10 protein-coding genes are annotated in these 13441 nt (G+C 65.8%); 5 read left to right on the forward strand and 5 right to left on the reverse strand.

The features are described from left to right. Positions 1-59 precede the first annotated feature (59 nt). The 3 genes from FHY19_RS08455 to FHY19_RS08465 all read right to left on the reverse strand — a co-directional run bounded on the left by FHY19_RS08455 (position 60) and on the right by FHY19_RS08465 (position 7275). Positions 60-2780, reverse strand: coding sequence for a TonB-dependent receptor (locus tag FHY19_RS08455; protein ID WP_259164630.1), 2721 nt, complete (start codon positions 2778-2780; stop codon positions 60-62). A gap of 332 nt (positions 2781-3112) precedes the next feature. Beyond that, the gene (locus tag FHY19_RS08460; RefSeq protein ID WP_259164637.1) at positions 3113-6046 is read right to left on the reverse strand and encodes a TonB-dependent receptor; all 2934 of its coding nucleotides are present in this window, start codon (positions 6044-6046) and stop codon (positions 3113-3115) included. 257 nt (positions 6047-6303) lie between these two features. Further along, a complete protein-coding gene (locus FHY19_RS08465; RefSeq protein WP_259153921.1) occupies positions 6304-7275 on the reverse strand; it encodes a LysR family transcriptional regulator in 972 nt (323 codons plus the stop codon). A gap of 416 nt (positions 7276-7691) precedes the next feature. Between FHY19_RS08465 and FHY19_RS08470 the strand changes: the two genes are divergently transcribed. The 5 genes from FHY19_RS08470 to fdxA all read left to right on the forward strand — a co-directional run bounded on the left by FHY19_RS08470 (position 7692) and on the right by fdxA (position 11815). Continuing rightward, the gene (locus FHY19_RS08470) at positions 7692-8324 is read left to right on the forward strand and encodes a 2-dehydro-3-deoxy-6-phosphogalactonate aldolase (RefSeq protein ID WP_259153920.1); all 633 of its coding nucleotides are present in this window, start codon (positions 7692-7694) and stop codon (positions 8322-8324) included. After that, positions 8321-9469 (forward strand): galactonate dehydratase, encoded by a 1149-nt coding sequence (gene dgoD, locus FHY19_RS08475; RefSeq protein ID WP_039404273.1) that lies wholly within the window; start codon positions 8321-8323, stop codon positions 9467-9469. Before FHY19_RS08470 ends, dgoD begins: the two co-directional genes overlap by 4 nt. Further along, the gene (locus FHY19_RS08480; RefSeq protein WP_259164641.1) at positions 9463-10374 is read left to right on the forward strand and encodes an SMP-30/gluconolactonase/LRE family protein; all 912 of its coding nucleotides are present in this window, start codon (positions 9463-9465) and stop codon (positions 10372-10374) included. Before dgoD ends, FHY19_RS08480 begins: the two co-directional genes overlap by 7 nt. After that, positions 10371-11249: a 2-dehydro-3-deoxygalactonokinase gene (locus FHY19_RS08485; protein ID WP_259164648.1), complete on the forward strand. Its 879-nt coding sequence runs from the start codon at positions 10371-10373 to the stop codon at positions 11247-11249. Before FHY19_RS08480 ends, FHY19_RS08485 begins: the two co-directional genes overlap by 4 nt. Before the next feature lie 242 nt (positions 11250-11491). Then, positions 11492-11815 (forward strand): ferredoxin FdxA, encoded by a 324-nt coding sequence (fdxA, locus tag FHY19_RS08490; protein WP_005994928.1) that lies wholly within the window; start codon positions 11492-11494, stop codon positions 11813-11815. 106 nt (positions 11816-11921) lie between these two features. Here the strand turns inward: fdxA and FHY19_RS08495 are convergent, their stop codons facing one another. Next, positions 11922-12437: a hypothetical protein gene (locus tag FHY19_RS08495; protein ID WP_104611331.1), complete on the reverse strand. Its 516-nt coding sequence runs from the start codon at positions 12435-12437 to the stop codon at positions 11922-11924. 16 nt (positions 12438-12453) lie between these two features. Then, on the reverse strand, positions 12454-13362 hold the full coding sequence (gene dapA, locus FHY19_RS08500) for a 4-hydroxy-tetrahydrodipicolinate synthase (RefSeq protein ID WP_259164658.1): 909 nt from the start codon (positions 13360-13362) through the stop codon (positions 12454-12456). Positions 13363-13441 lie beyond the last annotated feature (79 nt).

Below are 13441 nucleotides of genomic sequence, written 5' to 3' on the forward strand. Positions count from 1 at the left end.
GGCCCAGCGAACTGCCTGCACAGCTCGCCGGACCGGCGACGCACTTCCTACGGCGCGTTCTACAGGCTGGCCCGCAAGGTCAGGCCATACCGACGATCGTTGATCACGAAGTCGCGGTAGCGCGACTCGTTACCCAGGTAGCTTTCGCGGCGGGTATCGAGCAGATTCACGCCATCCAGCGAAATCGACCACACATCATTGATGTTGAAACGCAGCGAGGCGTCCAGCTGGCCGAAGCCCTTGTTGTAGACCGGCAGATTGCCGGTGCCGTTGCCTGCGGTGGTCACCAGCCAGTCGCTGCGCCAGTTGTAGGCCACACGGCCCTGGAAGCGCGAGGTTTCGTAGCTGAGGATCGCGTTGTAGCTGTTCTTGGACAGGCCTTCCAGCGGCACCGTCAACGACTGGCCGTTGGTGTCGGTGGCAGTCGGGCTCGGCGCCTCGCTGTCGACGTAGGTGTAGTTGGTCTGCAGGCCGAAGCCGCTCAGCCAGCCCGGCAGGAAGTCGAAGAACTGCGTGTAACCCAGTTCCGCACCGCGGATCTTGCCCGAGTCGCCATTGACCGGACGGGTGATCTGCCACACCTGGCCGTCGTACACCTCGTTGAAGACGGCGTTGGCGATGAAGCCTTCGACCTTCTTGTAGAACAGGGTGCCGTACATCATCGAGCCCTGACCGAAGTACCACTCCAGCGCGGTGTCGAACTGGTCGGCCTTGACCGCTTCCAGGTTCGGGTTACCTGCGGTGCCGGTGAAGGTCGAGGCGCCGTTGGAGGTGCCGGTGCTCAGGCTCAGGTTGGGGTTGAGGCGATCGAAGGTCGGGCGCGAAATGCCGCGCGAGGCCGCAAAACGCCACTGCAGCTGGTCGCTCAGCATCCAACGCAGGTTCAGGCTCGGCAGCACGTCGGTATAGGTCTGCTGCGCGTCGACCGGAATCAGGCCGCCGCCTTCGGCGTCGGTACCGGTACGCACGCCCTGCGAGCCGACTTCGGTCCGCACCACGCGCACACCGATGTTGCCGTCGAACGGGATGTCGCCGTCCACGCCGAAGCGCAGCACGCCGTAAGCCGCGTAGGTCTTTTCGTTCTGCGTATTGATGTTGTTGGGCGCAAATTCCAGCGGAGTGCCGCCGAAGGTGGCCAGCGTCTGCTCGTAGTTGGCCACGGCCGCATCGGAGGCGGTCAAGGTCGGGCCGAAGGTGCTGCTCTTGCCGCGGAAGAAGTCGGTGATCGGGTTGGTCACCACGCCCACGGTGGGGAACTGCGAGAACGGCGTGCCGGCGCAGCCATTGATGCACATGAAGCGGTAGACGTTGCCCTTGGTCTCGGCATCGCGGTCGGTGTAACGCACGCCAGCCTTGAAGCTGCGCACGAAATCGCTGTCGAAGGCCAGATCCATGTCCGAACGCCAGGCGAACTCGGTTCCCTTGTTGTCGTCCTTGTTGTCCAGGTGCCAGCGCCAGCCGTTGTAGTTGTTCTGGTCGGCCAGGAAGCCCTCTGCCCCGCTGGCGTCGGTCACCGACAGCTTGGGCAGGTCGCCACGGAAGTCGACGTTGAAGAACGGCGTGTTGTTCAGGCCGGTCGCCACGATGTAGCGCGTGCCGGTGGTGGTGGCGTCGACGTACTGGAAGTCGGTGCTCAGGGTCAGCTTTTCGTTGACCGTCCACTTGGCGCCCAGCGAGTAATCGGTGGTCACCGAATGCCGCTCGGTCAGGCTGGTGTTGGAGTCGGCCGGCACGTTCTGGAAGGTGCCGTTGACGAACTCGTTGCGGTCGTTGACCTGGATGCCGGGCGTGCCCTGCATCGGGTTGGCGCCGGTCAACGCGAAGAACGAATAATCGTGCCAGCTGAAGTCGTAGTCCGAACGCAGCACCTGCGTGTAGACCTCGACCGCATCGTTCGGGCGCCACTGCATCGCAAACGCGCCGGTCTTGCGCTCGCGCTCGCCGACGGTGGTGTTGATGCCGGCACCATGCGGCACCGAGATCTCCTGGCCTTCATAGCCGGGCAGATCGGTCTGGGTGTACCACGGTTCGATCGAGATGGTGTCCTGGCGGAACGGGCTCTTTTGCTGCGAGTAGTTCACCAGGATGCCGATCTCGCCGATCCCGGTCTGCCAGCGATCGCTGAACAGGCCCGAGAACGCCGGCTTGCCGTCGTCTGCCAGGTCGTAATAGTTGTACTGGACGCTGCCGGCGATCTTGCGGCCGTCGTAATCGAACGGCAGACGCGTGCGCAGGTCGACGGTGCCGCCCAGGCCACCTTCGATCATGTCGGCAGACGGATTCTTGTAGACATTGACGCCGCCGAGCAGTTCGGCAGAGACGTCTTCGAAGCTCAGGCCACGGCCGTCGTTGGCGGTGAAGATGTCGCGGCCATTGAGTTCGGTACGCACCTGGGTCAGGCCGCGGATGGCGATCGAGCTGCCTTCGCCGTAGTTGCGCGAAATCTGGATGCCGGAGATGCGCTGCAGCGCCTCGGCCACGTTGTTGTCGGGCAGCTTGCCGATGTCTTCGGCGACGATCGAATCGACGATCTGCTCGGCGTTCTGCTTGACCAGCTGCGCCTTGGTGACGCTGCTGCGCGTGCCGGTGACCTGCACGGTGTCCAGCTGCTGGGTCGTCGCGTCCGATGCGGGCGCGGCAGTGGTGGTCGCATCCTGCGCATAGGCCTGCGCGCTCAACAGCGTGGCCACACTGATGGCCATCACGGAGCGGCGGAAATCACGGATCGAACGCTGACCCACAGCCCGGCCTGCCGGAATGTGGCGATGTTGCACTGACATGGTGCTCCCTCCCAGGACGCATGTACTACTCGTTTTAGCGGGCCGGTGCGCGAACGCCCTGCCCGTCGTTGTTGCTGGCCCGCATCCGCCACCGGAAGACCGGCAGGTTTGGATGCGCGGTCGCCCTGGCGGGCAGACCTGCGGCTGCGGCGGGAGCATAGGGCGCTGCCGTCATGCCACACCAATGAAATATTCCTGGAAAGGTATTCGTTAAAACTATATCAAGCACGGCAAACCCGGTAGGTCCGGCATTACAGGCCAGACCTACCGAATCCCGGGAAACGGGCTCGACCATGCCGATCAGCGCACAGCCGGGACGTGACCGGGCGCACTTACCAGTTCATGCGCAGCACCAGCGAATAGCGGCGGTCGTTGACGAAGGACGAGCGCGTGTACAGGCGCGGGTCCACTTCGCCATCGGCGTACGAGGTCGGGCCCATCAGCACCTTGGTCACCGTGTTGGTGAGGTTGTTGGCCTGCACGCCCAGCTGCAGATGTTCGTTGAAGCGATAGAAGAACGAGCCGTCGAGCTGGCCGTAGTCGTCGGCCCAGGTCGGCAGGCGCGTGGCCGCGTCGCTGGTGGTCAGCAGATACCGTGAGCGCCAGTTGTAGGCCAGACGCAGCGACAGCGGGCCTTTTTCATAGATGCCGGCCAGGTTGTAGCTACGCCGCGACAAGCCTTCCAGCGGCAGCTCGACGCCGGTCACTGTGGTGCGGGTGTACGGGTCAATGGCGGTATTGGCCCCGCCCTTGCTGTCGACGAAGGTGAAGTTGGCATTGATGCCGAAGCCGCTCATCCAGCCCGGCAACTGGTCGAAGAACTGCGTGTAGCCCACTTCGGCACCGCGGATGGTGCCTTCGTCGGTGTTGTAGGGGCGGGTCACCAGCCACTCGCGGTTGTCGTAGGTCTCGCTGCGGGTCTGGGTGGAGAAGTAATCCTTGACCTTCTTGTAGAACAGCGTGGTGTACAGCATGTCGCTGGTATCGAAGTACCACTCCAGTGCGGTGTCGAACTGGTTGGCGGTCATCGGCTTGAGGGTCGGGTTGCCCGCAGTGCCGACGAAGTTGGTCGCATTGCCGGCGTCGTCGGTTTCCACGTTGAGCAGCACGTACGGCTGCAACTGGGTGTAGTCCGGGCGCGCCATCGCCTTGGACGCGGCAATGCGCCACTGCAAGGTGTCGGTGAAGCGGAAACGCATGTTCAAGCTCGGCAGCACGTTGGTGTAGCTGCCCTGCGAGTTGTTGTCGAAGTACTGGCCGGTGTAGCGGGCCTGCAGCTCCGGCGACACGTTCAGACCGGACAGATCCTGAAACTGGCCGAAGCCTTCGGCCTGGGTCTTGGTCTGCACGATGCGCACGCCGATATTGCCGTCCACCGGCACGCCCCATGCTTCGTCATTACCGAAATACAGCGCAGCGTAGGCGGCCTGGGTGCGCTCGAACTGGCGGTTGGTGTCCTGCGGCTGATAGCTATCCGGCGCCCAGCCCCATCCACGCAATGCCACGATCTGCTGCTGCAGCAGCTCCGATGCGCGCCGGTAGTTCTTGACCAGCCCACCGTTGGGCACCACCAGCGTGGTGGGCACGTTCACCCCGCCACGAAAGAAGTCCTTGAAGGTGAACTGCGACGACTCGTCAGGCAGGTACTGCGACATGTCCGCCAGCCCCGTGGCGCTGCCGGGGATCGCCGCCCAGTTGTCCGACAACACGCCCCAGTTGTAGCCGGAGTTCTTGTTGGTCTGGTTGCGGTCGGTGGCGCGCATGCCAAAGCGCGCAAACCGCAGCCAGCTGCTGTCCTGGAAGGTGTATTCCAGGTCCACCCGCGTGGAGAGCTGACGTCCACGGTTCTTGCCCAGGTGATCCATCGCCGCCGCCCAGAAATAATTGGACGGGTCCTGGGGGAAGCCCTGGTTGGCGATGTCCACGCGCGGGTACTTGCCCGACACGTCATAGGTCAACCCGGGCAGGTAGGTCGCGCTGAACACGGTGAAGTCCAGCTGGTCGTTGTCCGACTGCACCAGCTGCACATCGCCCTTGATCTGCAGGTTGTCGTTGAAGTAATGGCTGAAGCCCACCGACAGATCCGAGGTGGTGGTCTGCTGATCGGAGTAGCGGTTGTCGGTATTGAAACGCACGCCATCGCCGGTCAGCACGCCGCGCCAGGAATTGGACACCGGCGAACCGCGCTGGAATACGCCGTCCTGGTCGTACTGGAAGGTGGTGCCCGGCGCCGGGCTGATGCTGTTGTTGCTGTCGTTGAAGAACGCCGCGCGCTCCTGCCAGTTCATGTCGTAACGCGACCGCAGGTATTGCGCGTAGATCTCGGTCTGGTCGCTGGGCTTCCACTGAAACGCTGCGGCGATACCGTCGCGCTTGCGTTCGAAATCCAGCTGACGCCAGTTGACGCCACCGGGCACGTAGACCTCGGTACGCCCGCTGCCGGCCAGCACCGCGTCGTCGGTGCGGCGCACATACGGCTCCACCTGGATGCCGTCCGAGCGCGTGGCCAGTTCCGAATGGGCGATGTCGATCATGAAGCCCATCTCGCCGACGCCGGTCTGCCAGCGATCGCTGAACAGGAACGAGGCCGAGGGCTTGTACTTCTTGCTCATGTCGCCGTAGTTGACGTCGACGTTGCCGCCGACGATGCGGCCCGGATTGTCGAACGGCATGCGCGTGCGCAGATTGACCGTGCCGCCCAGGCCGCCTTCGATGATTTCCGCCGAGGGGTTCTTGTACACGTCCACGCCGGCCATCAACTCGGCCGGCACGTCTTCGAAACTCAGGCCGCGGCCGCTGGCGGCGCTGAAGATGTCGCGCCCATTGAGTTCGCCGCGCACCTGGGTCAGTCCGCGGATCATCACCCCGCTGCCTTCGGCGGAGAAATGGTCCGGATCACTGCGTGCGGCGAAGTGGTCGATGGTCACGCCGCTGACGCGCTGCAGGGTTTCGGTGACGCTGCGGTCGGGCAGCGCGCCGATGTCTTCGGCGCTGACCGAATCCACGATCTGGGTGGAGTCGCGCTTGATCACCTGCGACTTGATCAGGCTGGCGCGCACACCGCGCACTTCCACCGTATCAAGATCCACCGCGCTGGCGCCGGCGTTGGTGGCGGGAGCGGTCTGCGGGGACGGCGCCCGTTGCGCGTACGCAGGGGCGGCGAGCAGCAACCCGATGCTGACGGCCATGGCCGAATGACGCAAACGCGGGGTACGACGTGCGTGCACGCCCGTCCCTGCCGAGGCATGGCTTGAAAACTTGTACATCCGAATCCCTCCCAGGACGCTAGACGACTGAAGACTGGTTGTCGCGGCGCCGTGGCGCGGCCCGCGGGATCATGCGGGAGCCGACGCGAACGCCCGCCCCCCGCTCTCTCTGGCGGTTTGCCCGCCGATCACCTGCCCGACTTCACGTGCGCTTCAGCGTGCGATCTGGCGCACAGATATAGGCGCACGGTCTAGCGCCAGCCAATGAAAAATTCACGGACTGGTATTACCTCAGGGAATACAAATGGAAGAGCCCGCTAGCCAAGGGATTCCGGCCCACGCAGACCGGGGTACAAACGCCGTGCGGTGGTCCGCAGCGCCTGCAGGATGCGCTCGGCGCCGGGCGGCAGGATGTAATCGCGCCGACGGATGATGCCGAACGATTCCATCCGCACCCCCAGTTCGATCGGCAGCACGGTCAGCAACTTGGCCTGGATCAGCGGCGCCACCGACTCCACCGGCAGGGCGGTCAGCATGTCGGTGCCACGCAACAGGGTCGAGGTCACCGGCAACGACGAGGTTTCGATGGCATTGGTCGGCGTCTGCACGCCGTGCTCCATGAACATCGAATCCAGCCGTGCGCGCAAGACGCTGTCGGCCGGCGGCAGGATCCAGCCGTGCCGTACCAGGTCCGCGTGCTGCAGACCGACCCGGCTGGCCAGCGGGTGGCCGGCACGTGCGATCACCGAATGCGGCTCATCGGCCAGCGGCTCGAACTCCAGCTCGCCCACGCCTTCCGGGCCCAGGATGCGGCCGATCACGATATCCAGCTGGCCATCGAGCAATTTCGCCACCAACGGCCGGCTGTAGTCCATCTCCACCCGCACCAGGATGTCCGGGAACTCGCGCTTGACCTCGGCGATCGCCTGCGGCACCAGGTTGGTCCCCGGATTGACCACGGTCCCGATCGACGCCTGGCCCATGCGGCCGGCGCGCAGCGCGGCGATTTCTTCCTGGGCCCGGCCGATCTCCGACATCGCCGCGCGGGCGCGCCGGATCAGCACATGACCGTACCAGGTGGGCTCGACACCGCGGGCATGCCGCTCGAACAATTTCACCCCCAGCATGTCTTCCATCTCGGCCAGCAGCTTGGAGGCGGCCGGTTGGGTCATGCTGGCGGCCTCGGCCGCGCGCAGCACCGAGCGTTGTTCGTGCAGATGCAGCAGCAACAGGAGTTGGCGGGTCTTGAGGCGGGCTGCGTTGAACCAGGGAGTACCGGAATTTGCCATGGGTTGCGGATGCGGCCGTGTATTCGTCGGAGGAATAGAATATGCCGAAAATTTCATTTGCAGCACATATCTCCCCGGGCGAGGCTAGCGCTCGCCGCAGCAGGAGCCCCTACCTCCCGGGCGCGGCCAGAACCAGACGTGACCGCCTCTGACCGGGTGGCAGCACGCACGCCATGACTGCGGAGGTGGACGACGATGACGGCATCTTGCCGGCCACTTGCGGGCCGTAGCGCGAAGCATGCAGCTTGGGCATGCGCTGGCGGCCCAGCCATACGTCCGCTCTTTCGCCCCTCACTCTACCCTGCGGATCGCGCATCGGCAGCACCTGCTTGCCGCCCGCCGTTGCGCAAGTTCCCCCGACGCTGCCGGCCTTCTGGCCACCAACGGCCGCTTTCCGCTCTATCGCGAGTAACACCATGACTTCACAGACCACCGCCAGCCTGTTCGCCTTGCCGCTGATCGCCATCCTGCGTGGCATCACCCCGGAAGACACACTCGCCCATGTCGGCGCGCTGATCGACGCCGGCTTCGATGCGATCGAGATCCCGCTCAATTCGCCGCGCTGGGCCGAGAGCATTGCGCTCGCGCAGCAAACCTACGGCGAGCGCGCCTGGATCGGCGCCGGCACGGTGCTGCGCAACGAAGATGTCGACACCCTGGCCGGCATCGGTGCGCGCTTCATCGTCACCCCGAACACGCGCCCGTCGTTGATCCGCCATGCGGTGTCGCGCGGGCTGACCGTGGTGGCCGGCTTCGCCACCGCCAGCGAGGCGTTCGACGCCATCGATGCCGGCGCAACGATCCTGAAACTGTTCCCGGCCGCAACTTATGGCGCTGCGCATGTGCGCGCGCTGCGCTCGGTGCTGCCCACCCACATCCCGGTCTATGTGGTCGGCGGCGTCAGCCCGCAGACCCTGGCCGGCTTCATCGCCCAGGGCGCCGCCGGCGCCGGCATCGGCGGCGAGCTGTACAAACCCGCGCAATCACTCGAAACGACCCAGACGCATGCACGCAGCTTCGTGCAGGCCTACCAGGAACTGCAAGGATGAAGATCACCCGCCTCACCACCTACCACGCCGCACCGCGCTGGTTGTTTCTCAAGGTCGAGACCGACGAGGGCATCACCGGCTGGGGCGAGCCGGTCATCGAGGGCCGCGCGCGCAGCGTGGAAGCGGCCGTGCACGAACTGGCCGGCTATGTCGTCGGCAAGGATCCGGCGCGCATCAACGACCTGTGGCAGACCATGTACCGCGCCGGTTTCTACCGCGGCGGCGCCATCCTGATGAGCGCCATCGCCGGTATCGACCAGGCGCTATGGGACATCAAGGGCAAGGCGCTGGGCGTACCGGTGTACGAGCTGCTGGGCGGGCTGGTGCGCGACCGCATGAAGACCTACCGCTGGGTCGGAGGCGACCGCCCCGGTGCCATCATCCAGCAGATCACCGACTACCGCGCGCTGGGCTTTGACACCTTCAAGTTCAACGGCACCGAAGAGATGAAGCTGATCGACAGCGCGCGCGCCGTGGATGCCGCCGTGGTCAAGGTCGCCGAAATCCGCGAAGCCTTCGGCAACACCATCGACTTCGGCATCGACTTCCACGGCCGCGTCGGCGCGCCGATGGCCAAGGCGCTGCTGCGCGAGCTGGAACCGTTCAAGCCGCTGTTCGTCGAGGAACCGGTGCTGGCCGAACAGGCTGAGTACTACCCGCGCCTGGCCGCCAGCACCTCGATCCCGCTGGCGGCCGGCGAGCGCATGTTCTCGCGTTTCGAATTCAAGAACGTGCTGTGCGCCGGCGGCATCGGCATGGTGCAGCCGGACCTGTCGCATGCCGGCGGCATCACCGAGTGCGTCAAGATCGCCGCGATGGCCGAAGCCTACGATGTCGGCTTCGCCCCGCACTGCCCGCTCGGCCCGATCGCGCTGGCTGCCTGCCTGCACGTGGACTTCGTCTCGCACAACGCGGTGCTGCAGGAACAGAGCATCGGCATCCACTACAACGAAGGCGCCGACCTGCTCGACTACGTCATCAATAAAGACGATTTTCAGTGTGTCGATGGCAGTATCGCCGCCCTGCCCAAGCCCGGGCTCGGTGTGGAGATCGACGAAGACATGCTCAAGCGCGCAAACGAAAATCCGCCGGACTGGCGCAACCCGGTATGGCGTCATGCCGATGGCAGCATCGCCGAATGGTGAGCACGCCCGAACACACCGCCGTGCTGGCGGTCGACAGCCGCTGCACGCATGGCGAAGGCGTGCTGTGGTGCGAGCAGCGCCAGGCGCTGTACTGGGTCGACATCGTCGACAAGCGCCTGTGGCGGCATCATCCGGCCACGGCGCAATCGCGCTACTGGACGCTGCCCGACCGCCCGGGCTGCCTGGGCCTGATGCACGACGGCCGCCTGCTGATCGCATTGGCCAAGGCCATCGGCATCGTCGACCCGGACAGCACCGAAGACGAGCTGTTGCCGTTCGAGAAGCTGGCCGATATCGAAGCAGACAACCCGCTCACGCGCAGTAACGATGGCCGCGTCGACCGGCACGGCAACCTGGTGTTCGGCACCATGGACGAGCACGACAGCAAGGCTGCTCGCGGCGCGATGTATCAGTTCTCGCTGGCCCATGGCTTGCGCGCGTTGCCGTTGCCGGGCGTATCGATCCCCAATTCGATCTGCTTCAGCCTCGACGGCCGCACGCTGTATTACTGCGATTCGGTGCGCCCGCAGATCCTGTGCTGCGACTACGATCCGGACACCGCGCAGACCAGCAACACGCGCGTGTTCGCCACGCTGGATCGCGATGATGCCGAGCCGGATGGCTCCATCATCGACAGCGAAGGTCATCTGTGGAATGCGCAGTGGCGCGCCTGGCGCGTGGTGCGTTATCGCCCCGACGGCAGCGTCGAGCGGATCGTGCAGCTGCCGGTCAAGCACCCCACCTGCAGCGCGTTCGGCGGCGCGGCGCTGGACCGTCTGCATGTGATCTCCTCGCGCCTGGACCATAGCGCCGAAGAACTCGCTGGCATGCCCCAAGCCGGAAGCCTGTTCGTCTGCGACCTCGCCATTACCGGCCTGCCCGAAAGCCGGGTGGCCAGCGCATGATCGCCGTCGACTGGGGGACCAGCAGCCTGCGCGCCTACCTGCTCGACGCCACCGGTGCCGTGCTCGAACAGCGTCGCGGCAGCGACGGCATCCTCGCCTGCCAGGGCCGCTTTGGCGAGGTGCTGAGCGCCTTGATCGACGGCTGGGAAGGTCCGGTCGTCCTGTCGGGCATGATCGGCAGCCGCAACGGCTGGGTCGAGCAGGCCTACCTGCCCTGCCCGGCCGATACCGCCGCACTGGCTGGCGCCATGCGCCGCTACGACGACCTGCTGCCCGGCCGCACGCTATGGTTCGTGCCCGGCGTCAGCACCGGCGCGCAGCATGGCGTGCCCGATGTCATGCGTGGCGAAGAAACCCAGCTGGTCGGGCTGATCGCCGCACTCGGCGACGGCGACCACATCGCCTGCCTGCCCGGCACACACAGCAAATGGGCGACGATTGCCGACGGCCAGCTGACCGACTTCGCCACCGTGATGACAGGCGAGCTGTACGCGGTGCTGCGCCAGCACAGCATCCTCGGCAAGCTTATGTCCGACGATCACGCCGACCTCGATGAAGCCGCGTTCCTGTCGGGCGTGGATCGCAGCGCAGACCCCGGCGGCCTCAGCCACCACCTGTTCGGCACCCGCACGCTGGGCTTGTTCGACCGCCTCAGTGCACAGGCCCTGCCCTCGTACCTTTCGGGCCTGCTGATCGGCCACGAGCTCGGCGAGCATCGCGGCAGCCACGCCACCGTGCACCTGGTCGGCAGCCCGGCGCTGGCGCAACGCTACGCCCTGGCGCTGACGCATCTGGGCGTGGCCACCCAAACGCACCCGGAAGACCTGGCCGCCGCCGGTCTGTTCGCCCTGGCCCGGCAACACGGCCTGACCTGAGCTGCGCCCCACGGAGACAGCATGCCAAGCCGTCTCCTGCGGGGCGGGAAGGCAAGGATCGCGCGCGCCGCAAGCGCGGGTTGGGGTGAGGGTGCTGCGGAAGACAGCCAACCCGGAAAGATCCAGGCATGTCCCGCACACGAGCGACACATCCAACAACTGCGCAGCACACAATCCGCATCCCACCTCACACCCATCACCGGACTGCTTTAGAATTACCGGGCTAAACGCCGGATTCCGCCATGCCTTTTGTTGTCACCGAAAACTGCATCAAGTGCAAATACACCGACTGCGTCGAAGTCTGCCCGGTGGATTGCTTCCACGTCGGCCCGAACTTTCTGGTCATCGATCCGGACGAGTGCATCGACTGCACGCTGTGCGAGCCCGAATGCCCGGCCAACGCGATCTATCCGGAAGATGACGTCCCCGCCGGCCAGGAAGGCTTCGTCGCGCTCAACGCCGAGCTGGCCAAGGCCTGGCCGGTGCTGACCGTGCGCCAGGAACCGCTTCCCGATGCTGCGGACTGGGACGGCAAACCGAACAAGCTGCCGCTGCTGCAGCGCTAAGGCGCTATCCCGCGCGCGATACCAACGCCGCCCGCAGCCACACCGCACAATGCAAAACGGGCGCCTTGAGCGCCCGTTTTGCTTTCCGACAGCGTTTTGAACCCACTCAGCCGCCGAGCTTGCCCTTCAGCGCGCTGATCACCGCCACCGGTGCAGCGGCCGTGGCCGGCATGCCGCGCGGATCCACTGCCGACACGTAGCTGCCCGCCTCGACCTTGACCACGCGCACCAGGAAGCTGGAACCCTCGTAGCTCACGTCGTAGGAACCGAGCATCTGCGCCTTGCTGGCGATGGTCAGGCCGGGAATCTCGGCCAGCGCCGCACCGACCTTGGCAAACACCTCGTCGCGCTCGCCCGGCACGGTGAAACCGCTGTTGGCGCTGGCAGACGGCGGCGTGTTGTTCTGCTGGGTGGTCGATGCCAGCGTCGGCACCTTCATCGCACCGGAGGTATCGGGCAGGTTCAGATCCGGCGGCACTTCCAGCGGGCGGGCTTCCGGGGCCAACGCATAGTCGCCGCGCGCGCCCTTGTGAAACCAGCTGCAACCACTCGTGGCGGCGACGGTGGCGGTCGCCAGCAACGCGAGCGACAGCACGCGGACGGGGGAAACGGAATGACGCATCGATAAATCTCCTGGGTCAGGCCGCGAGCATTTCGCGGCTGGAAAGTGCTTCCAACGCAATGGCGTCGGCGGCAAGGCGGTCGGCGGCAGGCTGGTGCGCCGCAGAAAGTGGCAGCAGCGGCAAGCGCAGGCCGTGGCCGATCCCGGCGCGCTGCAGCAGCGCCTTGACCGGGATGGGATTGGATTCGATCCCGCAGAAGCTGTGATATTCGCTCAGGCGCGCATCCCAGGCGGTGGCCGCATCGCGCTGGCCCTTGCGGGCCAGATCGCACAGGCGTCGATACGCCGACGGCAATGCGTTGGACGCCACCGAGATCAGGCCCTCAGCGCCGGACAGCATCGATTGCGCGGCGCTGCCGTCATCGCCGCTGAGCACCACGAAGGAGTCGCTGCGCAACGCGACCAGCGCGGCAACGCGCTCGGGTTCGCTACGCGCTTCCTTGATGCCGACGATATTCGGGTGATCGACCAGGTCGGCCACCGTCTCCGGCAACAGGTCGCAGCCGGTGCGGCCGGGCACGTTGTACAACACCACCGGCAGCCCGCCGTTGTCGGCCACGGCCAGAAAATGCGCCTTCAACCCTGCCTGGGTCGGGCGCACGTACGGCGGCGTCACCACCAGCGCGTACTGCGCGCCCAGCGCGGCGGCGCGGCGCGTCTGCGCAATGGTTTTTGCGGTGCCGGACAGGCCGGTACCGGCCAGCACCGGCACCCGGCCGGCAACCTGGGCAACGGCTGCGCGCAGCAGTGTGTCGTATTCGTCGTCGCTCAGCGCGGCGGCTTCGCCGGTGGAGCCGGCGACCACGATGCCCTGCACGCCACCGTGCAGCTGCTGCTCCAGCAGCCGCCGCCAGGCATCCAGGTCGAGTGCGCCGTCCGGCCCGAAGGGGGTCGCCAGCGCGGTGATGATGCCGGAAAGGGACAAGATTCTGCTGCTCTTACGTGACAGGGGAGGCCCGCGCGCACGCGGGTTGCGACCGCCTGCATGTTACTTGCGGCGCGAA

The sequence above is a fragment of the Xanthomonas sp. 4461 genome, assembly GCF_024806475.1.
Classification (GTDB): Bacteria; Pseudomonadota; Gammaproteobacteria; order Xanthomonadales; family Xanthomonadaceae; genus Xanthomonas; species Xanthomonas arboricola_F.